This window comes from Pseudomonas sp. FG13, assembly GCF_057809755.1.
On record NZ_JBMDKO010000017.1, the window covers coordinates 82517 to 98544 of the forward strand.

Below are 16028 nucleotides of genomic sequence, written 5' to 3' on the forward strand. Positions count from 1 at the left end.
CTCACCAACTTGAAGAAGGTATGCGATGACTCTGTTTTTCTCCATGGCGGCGTTTGCGCTTGTCGCCTCCATCACGCCAGGCCCGGTCAATATCGTAGCCCTGAGCTCCGGGGCCCGGTACGGCTTTCGTGCGACGTTGCGCCATGTGGCCGGTGCAACCCTGGGATTTGTCCTGCTGCTGGTGTTGATGGGGCTGGGTTTGCATGAAGTCCTGCAGCGCTGGCCCGGTCTCACGCGAGTGGTGCAGTTGGGCGGCGTGGCGTTCCTGTTGTTCATGGCCTGGAAGCTGGCCCGGGATAACGGACACCTGGGAAGTGCGAATGAAGGGCGCGCGCCCTCGATGTTCCATGGGGCACTGATGCAATGGCTCAACCCCAAGGCCTGGTTGGCCTGTGTCGCGGGAATGGGGGCCTTCGTGGCCGATGGTGAAGCGAGGCTGGTCTGGCAATTCGCAGCCGTCTACCTGGTGATCTGCTACGTTTCCGTGGGGTGCTGGGCGTATGCGGGCAGTTTCCTGCGCAACTGGCTGGGCAATCCGGCGACCATGCGCTGGTTCAATCGGACGATGGCGGGATTGCTGGTAGCCAGCGCGATGTACCTGTTGCTGCCTTGAGGTGTCACGGGTGTTTTGACCTGCAAGCTTTTTGTGGCGAGGGGATCACCCGATGGCCCGTGTCAGCCTCGATACTGCCCTGGCGTCGCCGCCAGGTGCTGCTTGAAGGCTCGCTGGAAATGCGCCTGGTCGGCGAATCCGCTGTCCAGGGCGACGTCGGCGATCAGCTTGCCTTCGCGCAATTGCCGGCGGGCGAACTGGATCCGGCGATTGACCAGGAAGGCATGGGGCGTCATCCCGTAGTGACGCTTGAAAGCCCGGCTCAGGTAGGACGGCGACAGTTGCGCGGCGCTGCAGATGTCTTCGAGCTTCAAGGCTTCGGCGCAATGGTCATGGATGAACTGTGCCGCTCGCATCAAACCGGGATGGCTGCCCCGGTCCGGACGTCCCGCCGGGTTGAGGCGCTGTTGCAGATCGATGAAGAACGCCTCGGCGGCGGCTTGTTTGGACGGGGGGGCGAGCCGTTCATCCACCAATTGCCCATACAACCCTTGCAACGCGGCAAACAGCTCGGCATCGCGGCTGTGGGTGGTGGCAAAGCCCTGGAAATCCAGCTCCTCGTCAAAGCCGATTCGCCGTTGCAGGTCCCTCAGCCACAGGGTGTCGACGTAGAGCATCACGTATGACCATGGCTGATCGTCAATCGGGTTGCAGGCGTGGACATCCCCTGGATTCATCAGCACCACGGTGCCGCTTTCAACTTTGAAATTCGACTGCTCATGCACGTAGGTGCTGCATCCGGCGGTGATCGCCCCGATGGAGAAATGGTCGTGGGAATGCCGTGAATAACAGACCTTGCGCCCATCCGCGATGGCCCTGGCTTCAATGAAGGGCAAGGCCGCATCGCGCCAGAAACGGGGGGCGGAATCCTGGGGGATGGGCTTCATCGGTCAGCGCCTCTTATTGAACCTGTGTCGCAGTGTATAAGCCCTCGTCGGCAAATGCCCGTCTGATTCAGTCATGCGGCTCGTCAGCGGTTGAAGCTGGGCTAGACTTGAGCCAGTACCCACAACGGAGTGACCGATGCTCGAACCAGGTAAACCTGACGACGAAGCCGTCCGTCTCAAGACTCTGCAATCGTTGAAGCTGCTCGATACCGCACCCGAAGAGCGCTTCGATCGATTGACCCGCCTCGCTCGACGCCTGTTCGATGTGCCCATCGCGCTGGTGTCCCTGGTGGATACCAACCGGCAGTGGTTCAAATCCAAGAGTGGCATGAGCATCAGTGAAACGCCGCGGGCGATTTCCTTCTGTGGGCATGCGATCTTGCAGGATCAGATCATGGAGGTTAGCGACGCGGAGCAGGACGAACGCTTTCGAGACAATCCGTTGGTCACGGGTGCCCCCGGCATTCGCTTCTATGCGGGGCAACCGTTGAGACTGGAGGGTGGCAGCAAGCTGGGGACGCTATGCCTGATCGATACCCGTCCGCGCAAACTCGATGACGAAGAGCGCGAGCTGCTGCGCGACCTGGCGCGGATGGCCGAGCAGGAAATGGTCGCCGTGCAGATGGCAAGCATGGACGAACTGACCCTGCTGTCCAATCGACGTGGCTTCAGGACACTGGCCCAACATGCTCTGGACGTTTGTGAGCGCCTGTCGCGACCGGCGACGCTGCTGTACTTCGACCTCAACGATTTCAAACCCATCAACGACCGCTTTGGGCATGCCGAGGGTGATCGCGCGCTGAAAACCTTCGCCGACGTACTGCGCATCGCCTTTCGCGAAAGCGACGTGATTGGTCGTCTGGGCGGTGATGAGTTCGTGGCCTTGCTCACTGGCTCTTCCCATGTCGAGATCTCGGCGATCATGGAGCGACTCCGGGAAGTCCTCGATGAGCGCAATGCGATGCAGCAGCGCGGCTACGACATCCGCTTCAGCGTCGGGCAGGTCGAGTACGGGCCACAACACCACGAATCGATCGACAGCTTGCTGGCTGACGCGGACGCGGCCATGTATGCGCAGAAACAGGACAAGCGGTGCTGATGCCCATCAACCGCCATCGCGAGCAGGGGATTGGCGGTGGATGGAGATTTTGCGGCCGACCCAGGACCCAGGTGGGAGCGGGCTTGCTCGCGAAAGCGGCGGGTCAGTTGGCATTGACGTTGGCTGTGCCGACGTCTTCGCGAGCAAGCCCGCTCCCACACCGGAGAGTCGTGGCAGGGGCATCGGGAATGAAAAACGCCGCTCGTCCCTTCCAGGACGAGCGGCGTTTTTCAGGCGCGGGGAAGATTACTCTTCGATGTTGCCCATGGCGGTGGTGTTGAAGCCGCCGTCCACGTACATGATTTCACCGCTGATGCCCGACGCCAGGTCGGAGCACAGGAAGGCGCCGGCGTTGCCGACTTCTTCGATGGTGACGTTGCGACGCAGCGGGGTTTGCGCTTCGTTGGCGGCCAGCATCTTGCGGAAGTTCTTGATGCCGGAAGCGGCGAGGGTGCGGATCGGACCTGCCGAGACGCAGTTGACGCGAGTGCCGTCCGGGCCCAGGGAGCCGGCCAGGTAGCGCACGCCGGCTTCCAGGGAGGCCTTGGCCATGCCCATGACGTTGTAGTTCGGCATGGTGCGCTCGGCGCCCAGGTACGACAGGGTCAGCAGGCTGCCATTGCGGCCTTTCATCATTTCGCGGCCGGCCTTGGCCAGGGCGACGAAGCTGTAGGCGCTGATGTCGTGGGCGATGCGGAAGCCTTCACGGGTGGTGGCTTCGGTGAAGTCGCCGTCCAACTGGTCGCCCGGGGCGAAGCCCACGGAGTGCACGATGCAGTCCAGGCCGTCCCACTTCTTGCTCAGTTCTTCGAAGACCTTGGCGATTTCTTCATCGCTGGCCACGTCGCACGGAAAGCACAGCTCAGGGCTCGAACCCCAGCCTTGGGCGAACTCTTCGACACGACCTTTGAGTTTGTCGTTCTGATAAGTGAAGGCAAGTTCAGCGCCCTCGCGATGCATGGCGGCGGCGATGCCGGATGCGATGGACAGCTTGCTGGCGACACCGACGATCAGTACGCGCTTACCGGCGAGAAAACCCATGTGTTGCTCCTCTTTCAGGTTATTCGGCAGCTGTTGGGGCCAGGAAGGCGGCCTCCAGCAACTGCTGTGTATAGGGGTGTTGCGGCGCAGCGAATATGCTGCGGGCGTCACCTTGTTCGACCACTTGGCCATGCTTGACCACCATCAATTGGTGGCTCAGCGCTTTGACGACAGCCAGATCATGGCTGATAAACAGGTACGTCAGGTTGTACTTGGTTTGCAGCGACCGCAACAGCTCCACCACCTGGCGTTGCACTGTACGGTCCAGGGCAGACGTCGGTTCATCCAGCAGAATCAACGCCGGCTTGAGCACCAGGGCCCGGGCAATGGCGATACGCTGCCGTTGCCCTCCGGAAAATTCATGGGGGTAGCGGTTCCGGGTTTCCGGGTCCAGGCCTACCTCCTTCAATGCCGCGATTATCGCTTGTTCCTGTTCGGCTTCGGTGCCGATCTTGTGGATCCGCAGGCCTTCACCGACGATCTGTCCCACAGACATCCGCGGGCTCAGGCTACCAAACGGGTCCTGAAACACCACTTGCATCTCCCGGCGCAGCGGTCGCACCTGCTGCTGCGTCAAGCTGTCCAGCTGCTTGCCTTCAAAGCGGATCCCGCCCTGGCTGCCGATCAACCTCAGGATCGCCAGCCCCAGAGTGGACTTGCCGGAACCGCTCTCGCCAACGATGCCCAGGGTCTGGCCCTGGGGCAGGCTGAAGCGAATGCCGTCCACGGCCTTGATGTAGTCCACCGTGCGCTTGAACAGGCCTTTCTTGATCGGGAACCAGACTTTCAGGTCCTCGACCTGCAACAACGGCGGGCCCATCACGTTGCTCGCCGGGTTGCCGCTGGGCTCGGCGGCCAGCAGTTCCCGAGTGTACGGATGCTGCGGCGCGCGGAACAATTCTGCGCACGATGCCTGTTCGACGATGCAACCGCGCTGCATGACACATACGCGGTGCGCAATTCTTCTGACCAGGTTCAAATCGTGGCTGATCAGCAGCAGCGACATGCCCAATCGTGCCTGCAGATCCTTGAGCAGATCGAGGATTTTCAGCTGGACGGTGACGTCCAGGGCGGTGGTCGGCTCGTCGGCGATCAGCAGTTCCGGCTCGTTGGCCAGGGCCATGGCGATCATGACCCGTTGGCGCTGGCCGCCGGACAGTTCGTGGGGCAGGGCCTTGAGGCGCTTGTGCGGCTCGGGGATGCCCACCAGTTCCAGCAATTCCAGGGTTCGACGGGTCGCGACCTTGCCGGTCAGGCCCTTGTGGATGCCGAGCACTTCATTGATCTGCTTGCCGATGGAGTGCAGCGGATTGAGGGACGTCATCGGCTCCTGGAAGATCATCGCGATCCGGTTGCCGCGGATGTGGCGGATGATTTTTTCCTTCAAACCCAGCATGTTCTGCCCGGCGTACTGGATGGCGCCGGTGGGATGGTGGGCCAGCGGGTAGGGCAGCAACCGCAGGATCGAGTGGGCGGTCACCGACTTGCCCGAGCCGCTTTCCCCCACCAGGGCCAGGGTTTCGCCGCGCTTGATGTCGAAACTGACGCCTTCGACCACGCGCTGGCGGTGTTGCCCGACAACGAATTCCACCGCCAGGTCGCGGACTTCGATCAGATTGTCCTGGTTCATGTCACTTCCTCGGATCGAAGGCATCGCGAGCGGACTCGCCGATGAACACCAGCAGGCTCAACATGATCGCCAGTACCGCGAACGCGCTGATGCCCAGCCAGGGCGCCTGGAGGTTGGATTTGCCTTGGGCCACCAGCTCGCCCAGGGACGGCGCGCCGGCCGGCAGGCCGAAACCGAGGAAGTCCAGGGCGGTGAGGGTGCCGATGGCGCCGGTGAGGATGAACGGCATGAAGGTCATGGTCGAGACCATGGCATTGGGCAGGATATGCCGGAACATGATCGCGCCGTTCTGCATGCCAAGGGCCCGGGCGGCGCGCACGTATTCGAGGTTGCGCCCGCGCAGGAACTCGGCGCGCACCACGTCCACCAGGCTCATCCAGGAGAACAGCAACATGATCCCCAGCAGCCACCAGAAATTGGGCTGGACGAAACTGGCCAGGATGATCAGCAGGTAAAGCACCGGCAGACCGGACCAGATCTCCAGGAACCGCTGGCCGGCCAGGTCGACCCAACCGCCATAGAACCCCTGCAAGGCGCCAGCGATGACGCCGACGATCGAGCTGAGCAGTGTCAGGGTCAGGGCGAACAGCACCGAAATGCGGAAACCATAGATGACCCGGGCCAGCACATCACGGCCCTGGTCGTCGGTGCCCAGCCAGTTCACCGCGGAGGGCGGGGCGGGGGCGGGGACCTTCAGGTCGTAGTTGATGCTCTGGTAGCTGAACGGAATCGGTGCCCATAGCACCCAGGCATCCTTGGCCGCCAGCAATTCGCGGATGTACGGGCTCTTGTAATTGGCTTCCAGCGGGAATTCGCCGCCGAAGGTGGTTTCCGGGTAGCGCTTGAGGGCCGGGAAGTACCAGCCGCCGTCGTAATGCACCGCCAGGGGCTTGTCGTTGGCGATCAGTTCGGCGCCCAGGCTGAGCACGAACAGGATCATGAACAGCCACAGCGACCACCAGCCACGCTTGTTCGCCTTGAACAGTTCGAACCGACGGCGATTGAGAGGGGACAGGTTCATCTCAATGCTCCCGGCTTTCGAAGTCGATGCGTGGATCGACAAAGGTGTAGGTCAGGTCACCGATCAGTTTCACCACCAGCCCCAGCAGGGTGAAGATGAACAGGGTACCGAAGACCACCGGGTAATCGCGGTTGATGGCCGCTTCGAAACTCATCAGCCCCAGGCCGTCGAGGGAGAAGATCACCTCCACCAGCAGGGAGCCGGTGAAGAAAATCCCGATGAACGCCGAAGGGAATCCGGCGATCACCAGCAGCATGGCGTTGCGGAACACGTGACCGTAGAGCACCCGGTTGCGGGTCAGGCCCTTGGCCTTGGCGGTGACCACGTACTGCTTGTTGATCTCATCGAGGAAGCTGTTCTTGGTCAGCAGGGTCATGGTGGCGAAGTTGCCGATCACCAGGGCGGTCACTGGCAAGGCCAGGTGCCAGAAATAGTCGAGGATCTTCCCCCCCCAGCTCAATTGATCGAAATTGTTCGAGGTCAGCCCGCGCAACGGGAACCAGTCGAAATAGCTGCCGCCGGCGAACACCACGATCAGCAGGATGGCAAACAGAAATGACGGAATTGCATAGCCGATGATGATCGCCGAGCTGGTCCACACGTCAAAATGGCTGCCATGGCGCGTGGCCTTGGCGATCCCCAGGGGGATGGACACCAGGTACATGATCAACGTGCTCCATAACCCGAGGGAGATGGACACCGGCATCTTTTCCTTGATCAGGTCGATGACCTTGGCGTCGCGGAAGAAACTGTCGCCGAAATCCAGGTGGGCGTAGTTCTTGATCATGATCCACAGGCGTTCGGGCGCCGACTTGTCGAAGCCGTACATGCGCTCGATTTCCTTGACCAGCGCCGGGTCCAGGCCCTGGGCGCCGCGATAGGAAGAACCGGCCACCGACACTTCCGCGCCGCCACCGGCGATGCGGCTGGTGGCGCCTTCGAAGCCTTCGAGCTTGGCGATCATCTGCTCCACCGGCCCGCCGGGCGCGGCCTGGATGATGACGAAGTTGATCAGCAGAATGCCGAACAGCGTTGGGATAATCAGCAGCAGCCGCCTGAAAATATAAGCCAGCATCGGGTTACTCCACGCTCGCCGGGGCAGCGTTGTTCTGTTGTTCGATCACTTGCTTTACTTCATCGGCAGGCTTGGTGTCCGGCTTGACCCACCAGGTGGTCGTGCCGATGTCATAGGTCGGCGTGACTTTCGGGTGGCCGATGTGATTCCAGTAGGCTACGCGCCAGGTTTTGATGTGCCAGTTGGGAATCACGTAGTAACCCCATTGCAGCACGCGATCCAGGGCCCGGGCGTGGGCGACCAGGCTCTTGCGCGAATCGGCGTTGATCAGTTGCTCCACCAACTGGTCGACGGCCGGATCCTTCAAGCCCATGGTGTTGCGGCTGCCGGGCTTGTCGGCAGCGGCCGACATCCAGAACTCGCGCTGTTCGTTACCCGGCGAGCTGGACTGCGGGAAGCTGCCCACCACCAGGTCGAAATCCCGGGAGCGCACGCGGTTGATGTACTGGGACACATCGACTCGGCGGATCACCAGCTCGATGCCCAGGTCGCTCAGGTTGCGCTTGAACGGCAACAGTATCCGTTCGAACTCCGTCTGGGCCAGCAGGAACTCCAGCACCACCGGTTTGCCCTGGGCATCGACCATCTTGTCGTCGACGATGCGCCAGCCGGCTTCCTGCAACAATTGATAGGCTTGGCGCTGGTGGTCGCGGATCATGCCGCTGCCATCGCATATCGAGGGCTGGAACGCTTCGGTGAAGACCTGTTCGGGAATCTTGCCGCGCAGGGGTTCGAGGATCTTCAGTTCGTCCTCGCCGGGCAGGCCGGTGGCAGCCATTTCCGAGTTCTCGAAATAGCTGCGGGTGCGGGCATAGGCACCGTTGAACAGCTGTTTATTGGTCCATTCGAAGTCCAGCAGCAGGCTCAGGGCCTTGCGCACCCGCACGTCCTGGAACACCGGGCGGCGGAGATTGTAGACAAAACCCTGCATGCCGGTGGGGTTGCCGTTGGGAATCTGCTCCTTGATCAGCCGCCCTTCGGTGACGGCCGGGATGTTGTAGGCGTTGGCCCAGTTCTTGGCGGTCATTTCCAGCCAGAAATCGAACTGCCCGGCTTTCAGGGCCTCGACCGCGACGGTGTTGTCGCGGTAGTAGTCGGTGGTCAGCACATCGAAATTGTAGAAGCCGCGATTGACCGGCAGGTCCTTGCCCCAATAGTCCTTGACCCGTTCATAGCGGACCGAGCGCCCGGCTTTCACCTCGGTGACCCGGTAGGGACCGCTGCCCAGGGGGATTTCCAGGTTGCCCTTGTTGAAGTCGCGATCCGCCCACCAATGCTTGGGCAAAACCGGCAGTTGGCCGAGGATCAGCGGCAGCTCACGGTTATTCGTGTGCTTGAACTTGAACAGCACCTTGAGCGGGTCTTCGGCGATGACTTCGGCGACGTCGTTGTAATAGCCGCGGAACATCGGCGCGCCGTCCTTGGTCAGGGTCTGGAAGCTGAAGACCACGTCCTCGGCGCGTACCGGATGGCCGTCGTTGAAATGGGCTTCGGGGCGCAGGTAGAAGCGCACCCAGGCATTGTCTGGGGCTTTCTCGATCTTTTCGGCGATCAGGCCGTACTCGGTGAAGGGTTCGTCGAGGCCTTGCTTGGCCAGGGTGTCGTAGATCAGGCCGATGTCATCCGCCGGCACGCCTTTGCTGATGAACGGGTTGAGGCTGTCGAAACCGCCAAAGCCACCCTGGCGGAATATCCCGCCCTTGGGCGCGTCCGGGTTCACATAGTCGAAATGCTTGAAGTCGGCCGGGTATTTCGGCGGCTCGTTGTACAAGGTCACGGCGTGCTGCGGCGCGGCACAGGCCAGCCCGGCGAAAAGCAGGCCGCCGGCCTGCAGGAGCAGGGCGCGTAAAGGCTTCATTGATCTTTCTCCGAAGATTTCAGCCACCACGCGCTCAGGCCCAGGGTGTAGGGCGGCGTGGTGACAAAGGCGAACCGGTTACGGTAGGCCAGGCGATGATAATTCAGATACCAGTTGGGAATGCAGTAGTGTTGCCACAACAGCACACGGTCGAGGGCTTTGCCGGCGGCGACCTGTTCGTCGCGGGTCTGGGCGGCGAGCAGCTTTTCCAGCAGGTGGTCGACCACGGGGTTGGCGATCCCTGCGTAGTTCTTGCTGCCCTTGACCCCGACCTGGCTGGAGTGGAAGTACTGCCACTGCTCCAGACCCGGGCTGAGCGTCTGGTTCAGGGTCAGCAGGACCATGTCGAAGTCGAATTGGTCCAGGCGCTGTTTGTACTGGGCACGATCCACCGTGCGCAGGCGGGCCTGGATGCCGATGCTGGTGAGGTTCTCGATGTAGGGCTGCAGGATGCGCTCCAGGTTCGGGTTCACCAGCAGGATCTCGAAGCTCAGGGGCTTGCTGTCGGCGTTCAACAGGCGCTGGCCGTTGAGGGTCCATCCGGCCTCCTTCAGCAAGCCGAGGGCCCTGCGCAGGGTTTCCCGGGGAATGCCGCGGCCGTCGGTATGGGGCAGGCTGAAGGGCTCGGTGAACAGCCGCGGCGGCAATTGTTCACGGTACGGCTTGAGCAACAGCCATTCGTGCCCCACCGGCAGGCCGCTGGCGGAGAATTCGCTGTTGGGGTAGTAACTGAGGGTGCGCTTGTAGGCGTTGCTGAACAGCGTGCGGTTGGTCCATTCGAAGTCGAACATCAACCCCAGGGCTTCACGCACCTTGACCTCGGCAAACGTGCTGCGTCGGGTGTTCATGAACAGACCCTGGGTCTGGGTCGGGATCTGGTGGGGAATCTGCGCCTTGATCACATCGCCGCGGTTGACCGCCGGAAAGTCGTAGCCGTTGGCCCAGTTCTTGGCCTGGTGCTCGATGTAGATGTCGAACTCGCCCGCCTTGAAGGCTTCGAAGGCCACGTCGCTATCGCGGTAGAACTCCACCTCCATCCGGTCGAAGTTGTACTTGCCTCGATTGACCGGCAGGTCATTGCCCCAGTAATCCTTGACCCGCTCGAACACCAGTTGGCGCCCAGGCTGCACCTTGGTGATGCGGTAGGGGCCGCTGCCCAGGGGCGGCTCGAACGTGGTGGCCTTGAAGTCGCGGTTCTCCCAGTAATGCTGGGGTAGCACCGGTAGCTCGCCCAGGCGCAGGATCAACAAGGGATTGCCTGCGCGCTTGAAGACAAAACGGATTTTCAGCGGATTTAGGATATCGACCCGCAGCACTTCCTGCAGGCTGGTGCGGTATTGCGGGTGGCCCTCCTTGAGCAGCGTCCGGTAGGAGAACGCCACATCATAGGCGGTGATCGGCACGCCATCGTGAAACCGCGCCTCGGGCCGCAGGTTGAAGACCACCCAGCTACGGTTTTCGTTGTATTCCACACTCTGGGCGATCAGCCCATAGCTCGACGTGGGCTCATCGCCGGAGGGCGCGTACTGGCCCGTGCCGACCATCAGCGGCTCGTTCAGCTCGTTGATGCCGTATTGCAGGAAATTGGGCGTGGAGACCGGACTGCTGCCCTTGAAGGTGTAGGGGTTGAGCGTATCGAAGGTGCCGAACGCCATGACCCGCAAGGTACCGCCCTTGGGCGCTTGTGGATTGACCCAGTCGAAGTGGGTGAATCTGGCCGGGTACTTGAGCGTGCCGAATTGTGCGTAGCCATGGCTTTCGCTGATGGTTGCGCTGGCGGGGAAGCTCAGGGCCAGGCTGATCAGGAGCAGGAGGAGGGGACGTATCAAGTCTGGTATCCGATCCAGGCGGCTATGGCTTTTATGGCCTGTACAGTAACAGCTTGTATCGGCAGGAAAAAGGCGGCCTGGGGTGAATGCCAGTCAGTTAAGCCGCAAACCTGTGGGAGCAAAGCTTGCTCGCGATAGCGGGGCAGTCGACAACTGTGTCGGCTGGTGCACTGCTATCGCGAGCAAGCTTTGCTCCCACAGGGCTTTGCTTCACAGGTCTGTGGGGTTCCCACAGGTCAGTGCGGGGAATAGACCGTCAGCATCTGCCCAGGCTTGAGGGCCTTGCCCATGCGTGGGTTCCAGCGCTTGAGGTGTTGCATTTCGACATTGAAGCGCTTGGCTACCACGTACAGCGAGTCGCCCTGCTGGACCTTGTACTGGGTCTGCTGCTTCTTCTGGTCCTTGCTGTTGGCGGCTACCACGGTGTTGACGCGCTTGCCGGTGGCCTTGGTCGCCTTGGCATCCTGCATCACCAGGGTCTGGCCAACCTTGAGCTTGTTGCCGCTGAGCTTGTTCCAGCGTTGCAGGTCCTTGGTCTGGACGTTGTTGGCCTTGGCGATCTGGGCCAGGTTGTCACCGCGCTTGACCCGGTAGCTGCGCCTGACTCCCTCCACTTCGCTGTCATCGGCGGTTTCGAAAACCGGTTTGAGCGAGCGCTGGCTGATCAGTTCTTCCGGGCGCATGGTCGACAGGCTGGCGGTCAGCAACTGGGCCTTGGAGGTGGGCACCAGCAGGTGCTGCGGGCCATCGATGGTGGTGCGCTGCTTGAAGGCCGGGTTGAGCTGGAACAGCTCGTCTTCGTCGATGTTGGCCACCGCCGCGACCTTGGACAGGTCCATGCGCTGGTTGATCTCGACGACCTGGAAATAGGGCTCGTTGGCGATCGGGTTGAGGTTCACGCCATAGGCATCGGGGGCGAGCACCACCTGGGACAGCGCCAGCAACTTGGGCACATAGGCCTGGGTCTCGGCGGGCAGCGGCAGGTTCCAGTAGTCGGTGGGCAGGCCGAGTTTTTCGTTGCGTTCGATGGCGCGGCTGACCGTGCCTTCGCCGGCGTTGTAGGCGGCCAGCGCCAGCAGCCAGTCACCGTTGAACATGTCGTGCAGGCGCGTCAGGTAATCCATGGCCGCCGTGGTGGAGGCGGTGATGTCGCGGCGGCCATCATAGAAGCGGGTCTGGCGCAGGTTGAAGTAACGCCCCGTGGACGGGATGAACTGCCACAGGCCCACGGCATTGGCCCGGGAATAGGCCATGGGGTTGTAGGCGCTTTCGATCACCGGCAGCAGCGCCAGCTCCAGTGGCATGTTGCGTTCTTCGAGGCGCTCGACGATGTAGTGCATGTACAGGCTGCCGCGTTCACCGGCACCTTCGAGGAACGACGGGTTGCTGGCGAACCAAAGGCGCTGTTGCTCGATACGCGGGTTGACCCCAGCGGTCTCCTGCAACTGGAAGCCCTGGCGCATGCGTTCCCAGATGTCCTGGGGAACCTGGGGGCTGGGCTTCTCGCTGAGCCAGACCGGCTTCTGCTTGGCGCGGGCCGCCATGTTCTTCGGCTTGGCTGTGTCGTTCTGGGGCATCTGGCCCGTGCTCTGGCAGCCCGCCAGGATGGCGGACACAGCCACCGCGATGGCTTGAGCCAGGCGGGTCAATGTAGCTGACGGGACGGACCTACGTATGGATGACGACATTGGCTGGAAGTAAGTTCCGGGCAAAAATGTCGGCCGATTCTAGAAAGCGCACCCCAACAGGTCAACCATTCAGAATTTTTGTATCAGTCGATGGGGGCCTTAGAACTTATCTTTCCAAGCCCTCAAGGCCGCAAAAACCTCACTCGGCGTCCCGTTTCGCTGGCCGTTCCGTTCGTCTGCTTTTTGTTTAACGGATGTTTCAGCGGTGCGAAGGAACGGATTGGTGAGTTTTTCCAGGGCCAGGGTCGAGGGCAGGGTCATGATGCCCCCGCTGCGTTGCCGGCCGACTTTTTCCAGGCGGGCGGCGATGTCCGGGTTGCCCGGCTCCACCGCCGCGGCGAACTTCAGGTTGCTGAGGGTGTATTCATGGGTGCAGTAGACCAGCGTATCGTCCGGCAGGGCGGCGAGGCGGCCGAGGGAGTGGTGCATCTGTTCCGGCGTGCCTTCGAAGAGCCGTCCGCAACCGGCGGCGAACAGGGTGTCGCCGCAGAACAACAAGCCATGGTGGTAATAGGCGATATGCCCCAATGTATGGCCGGGCACGGCGTAGACAGCGAAGTCCAGGCCGAGCACTTCGATCTGGTCGTTGTCCTTGAGGGCCACGTCCCGCGCCGGGATGTTCTCGCTGGCGGGGCCGTGCACGGTGGCGTTCGTCGCATTTTTCAGCGCCTGGACGCCGCCGACATGATCATGGTGATGGTGAGTGATCAAAATGTCGCTCAGGACCCAGTCCGGATGGGCATCGAGCCAGGCCTGGACCGGCGCGGCGTCACCGGGATCGACCACGGCGCAGCGGCGGCTGGAGTGATCCTGTAACAACCAGATGTAGTTATCGGTGAAGGCGGGCAGGGCACTGATCTGTATCATCGCGGAATTCGCCAAGCGGAAAACAAAGGCGCATCTTAGAACTTCCTGACGCGTTGGAGAATGCAATGACTGACGAAGCGTTCGCTCAGGCTGATCCCGACTGGCTGGCGTTGATCAGCGCAGCCCGTGAATGGCTGTCCGGCCCCGTCGGGCAATTTTTGCTGGAAGAGGAACGGCGCATGCTCGAAGACGAGCTGGGTCGCTTCTTCGGCGGTTACCTGGTGCATTACGGTCCGTCCGCGCAGACGCCGCCATCGGCACCGCAGGTCCAGCGCAATGTGCGCCTGGGCGCGCCACTGCCCGGGGTGGAGATCGTCTGCGAGGAGCAGGCCTGGCCGCTGAGCGAGCACGCCGCCGATGTGGTGGTGATGCAACACGGCCTGGATTTCTGCCTGTCCCCCCACGGCCTGCTGCGTGAAGCCGCCAGCAGCGTGCGTCCGGGTGGGCATCTGTTGATCATCGGCCTCAATCCCTGGAGCAGTTGGGGGCTGCGCCACGTTTTCGCCCATGACGCCTTGCGCCAGGCCCGCTGCATCTCGGCATCCAGGGTGGGCGACTGGCTCAACCTGCTGGGCTTCGCGCTGGAGAAACGCCGCTTCGGGTGCTATCGTCCGCCGCTTGCGTCGCCCAAGTGGCAAGCCCGCCTGGCCGGGTGGGAGCGCAGGGCCGGCGACTGGCAACTGTCCGGTGGCGGCTTCTATCTGCTGGTGGCGCGCAAGATCGCAGTCGGGCTGCGCCCGGTGCGCCAGGTGCGACGCGAGCCGATGGGCAAGCTGATTCCCTTGCCGATGGCCAAGGTCAATCGTCGCCATATCGAGCCATAACCGTTTCTGATGGCCTGCCCGGCATGGGCAACCTGGAGGTTGGCGGTCCCGACCGGCAGGCCTTTGCATTTTTTCTGGATGGATGGGCATGAGCGATAGCGTAGAACTCTTCACTGACGGCGCCTGCAAGGGCAATCCCGGCCCGGGCGGCTGGGGCGCGCTGTTGGTCTTCAAGGGCGTGGAGAAGGAACTCTGGGGAGGCGAAGCCAATACCACCAACAATCGCATGGAGCTGATGGGCGCCATCCGCGGCCTGGAAGAGCTCAAGCGCCCCTGCGATGTACTGCTGGTGACCGACTCGCAATATGTGATGAAAGGCATCAACGAGTGGATGGCCAACTGGAAGAAGCGCGGCTGGAAGACGGCCGCGAAGGAACCGGTGAAGAATGCCGACCTCTGGAAGCTCCTGGACGAGCAGGTCAGCCGCCATAACGTGACCTGGAAGTGGGTTCGCGGGCACATCGGCCACCACGGCAACGAACGGGCCGACCAGTTGGCCAACCGTGGGGTGGATGAGGTGCGGGGTTACAAGCAGGCTTGATGCTTCAGCGAAGCCCCCTGCGGGGAGGGGCTCCGTGGGAGCAAAGCTTGCTCGCGAAACAGACGCCTCTACTCCAAAGACCGCATCGACTGCATCGCGGGCAAGCGTTGCTCCCACAGCTCTGACTGCGGCAGTTTTCCTTGAGCGTGTTACCATCCCCGCCTTTGCAAGCACGCCCGTTGAGAGCTGAACACTGATGGCCAACAGATCTGTAGTACTGGATACCGAAACCACCGGCATGCCGGTGACCGATGGTCACCGGATTATCGAGATCGGCTGTGTCGAGCTGATCGGTCGGCGGCTGACCGGTCGCCATTTCCATGTCTATCTGCAACCGGACCGCGAAAGTGACGAGGGCGCCATCGGTGTCCACGGCATCACTAACGAATTCCTGGTGGGCAAGCCGCGTTTCGCCGAAGTGGCCGATGAATTCTTCGAGTTCATCCAGGGCGCGCAACTGATCATTCACAACGCGGCGTTCGACGTTGGCTTCATCAACAACGAATTCGCCTTGATGGGGCAGCACGACCGGGCCGATATCAGCCAGCATTGCACCATTCTCGACACCCTGCTCATGGCTCGCGAGCGGCACCCGGGGCAGCGCAACAGCCTCGACGCCTTGTGCAAGCGTTATGGCGTCGATAACTCCGGCCGTGAACTGCACGGCGCCTTGCTCGACTCCGAGATCCTTGCCGACGTCTACCTGACGATGACCGGCGGCCAGACCAGCCTGTCCCTGGCCGGTAACGCGTCGGACGGCAATGGGACCGGCGAAGGCTCGGGTGCCCAGGCCAGCGAAATTCGTCGCTTGCCCGCCGACCGTCGGCCCGCCCGGATCATTCGTGCCAGTGAAGCCGACCTGGCCGAACATGTCGCGCGCCTGGAAGCCATCGCCAAGTCCGCCGGTGCTCCAGCCCTGTGGACGCAGTTGGCTGAAGCCGGCCAGTGAGGAATTGACGAGTGCCCTCCTGTGGGAGCGGGCCTGCTCGCGATAGCGGTCGAACAGTCACTCACGAGATGACTGGCACACCGCTATCGCGAGCAGGCTCGCTCCC

At 62.1% G+C, this 16028-nt stretch carries 14 protein-coding genes; 5 read left to right on the forward strand and 9 right to left on the reverse strand.

The window, feature by feature from the left end:
* Nucleotides 1-25: 25 nt before the first annotated feature.
* Nucleotides 26-613: a LysE family translocator gene (locus ACODTO_RS15745; RefSeq protein ID WP_139648400.1), complete on the forward strand. Its 588-nt coding sequence runs from the start codon at nucleotides 26-28 to the stop codon at nucleotides 611-613.
* 62 nt (nucleotides 614-675) lie between these two features.
* Here ACODTO_RS15745 and ACODTO_RS15750 read toward each other — a convergent pair whose 3' ends face one another.
* Nucleotides 676-1500: a helix-turn-helix transcriptional regulator gene (locus tag ACODTO_RS15750; protein ID WP_139648402.1), complete on the reverse strand. Its 825-nt coding sequence runs from the start codon at nucleotides 1498-1500 to the stop codon at nucleotides 676-678.
* Nucleotides 1501-1636: 136 nt separating this feature from the next.
* Between ACODTO_RS15750 and ACODTO_RS15755 the strand changes: the two genes are divergently transcribed.
* A complete protein-coding gene (locus ACODTO_RS15755; protein ID WP_489106699.1) occupies nucleotides 1637-2599 on the forward strand; it encodes a GGDEF domain-containing protein in 963 nt (320 codons plus the stop codon).
* A gap of 246 nt (nucleotides 2600-2845) precedes the next feature.
* Here ACODTO_RS15755 and fabI read toward each other — a convergent pair whose 3' ends face one another.
* The 8 genes from fabI to gloB all read right to left on the reverse strand — a co-directional run bounded on the left by fabI (nucleotide 2846) and on the right by gloB (nucleotide 13608).
* Entirely contained in the window at nucleotides 2846-3640 is a 795-nt protein-coding gene (gene fabI / locus ACODTO_RS15760) for an enoyl-ACP reductase FabI (protein ID WP_003202751.1), read from the reverse strand.
* A 19-nt stretch (nucleotides 3641-3659) separates the two neighbouring features.
* Nucleotides 3660-5270, reverse strand: a complete 1611-nt coding sequence (locus ACODTO_RS15765; protein ID WP_464709174.1) for an ABC transporter ATP-binding protein — start codon at nucleotides 5268-5270, stop codon at nucleotides 3660-3662.
* A 1-nt stretch (nucleotide 5271) separates the two neighbouring features.
* Nucleotides 5272-6291 carry an ABC transporter permease gene (locus ACODTO_RS15770; protein ID WP_139648408.1) on the reverse strand — a complete coding sequence of 340 codons (1020 nt, stop codon included), beginning with the start codon at nucleotides 6289-6291 and terminating at the stop codon, nucleotides 5272-5274.
* A 1-nt stretch (nucleotide 6292) separates the two neighbouring features.
* Nucleotides 6293-7366: a microcin C ABC transporter permease YejB gene (locus ACODTO_RS15775; protein WP_047700952.1), complete on the reverse strand. Its 1074-nt coding sequence runs from the start codon at nucleotides 7364-7366 to the stop codon at nucleotides 6293-6295.
* Between the two features lie 4 nt (nucleotides 7367-7370).
* The gene (locus ACODTO_RS15780; RefSeq protein WP_175363695.1) at nucleotides 7371-9224 is read right to left on the reverse strand and encodes an extracellular solute-binding protein; all 1854 of its coding nucleotides are present in this window, start codon (nucleotides 9222-9224) and stop codon (nucleotides 7371-7373) included.
* Nucleotides 9221-11053: an extracellular solute-binding protein gene (locus ACODTO_RS15785; protein WP_139648411.1), complete on the reverse strand. Its 1833-nt coding sequence runs from the start codon at nucleotides 11051-11053 to the stop codon at nucleotides 9221-9223. The genes ACODTO_RS15780 and ACODTO_RS15785 overlap by 4 nt, the downstream gene beginning before the upstream one ends.
* A 236-nt stretch (nucleotides 11054-11289) precedes the next feature.
* On the reverse strand, nucleotides 11290-12741 hold the full coding sequence (locus ACODTO_RS15790) for a transglycosylase SLT domain-containing protein (protein ID WP_175363696.1): 1452 nt from the start codon (nucleotides 12739-12741) through the stop codon (nucleotides 11290-11292).
* A gap of 99 nt (nucleotides 12742-12840) precedes the next feature.
* The gene (gene gloB, locus ACODTO_RS15795) at nucleotides 12841-13608 is read right to left on the reverse strand and encodes a hydroxyacylglutathione hydrolase (protein ID WP_175363697.1); all 768 of its coding nucleotides are present in this window, start codon (nucleotides 13606-13608) and stop codon (nucleotides 12841-12843) included.
* 65 nt (nucleotides 13609-13673) lie between these two features.
* Between gloB and ACODTO_RS15800 the strand changes: the two genes are divergently transcribed.
* The 3 genes from ACODTO_RS15800 to dnaQ all read left to right on the forward strand — a co-directional run bounded on the left by ACODTO_RS15800 (nucleotide 13674) and on the right by dnaQ (nucleotide 15922).
* Entirely contained in the window at nucleotides 13674-14432 is a 759-nt protein-coding gene (locus ACODTO_RS15800) for a class I SAM-dependent methyltransferase (protein WP_175363698.1), read from the forward strand.
* Between the two features lie 88 nt (nucleotides 14433-14520).
* Nucleotides 14521-14973, forward strand: a complete 453-nt coding sequence (rnhA, locus tag ACODTO_RS15805; RefSeq protein WP_024776996.1) for a ribonuclease HI — start codon at nucleotides 14521-14523, stop codon at nucleotides 14971-14973.
* A 196-nt stretch (nucleotides 14974-15169) separates the two neighbouring features.
* Nucleotides 15170-15922, forward strand: a complete 753-nt coding sequence (gene dnaQ, locus ACODTO_RS15810; RefSeq protein ID WP_139648417.1) for a DNA polymerase III subunit epsilon — start codon at nucleotides 15170-15172, stop codon at nucleotides 15920-15922.
* The last annotated feature ends 106 nt before the right edge of the window (nucleotides 15923-16028 follow it).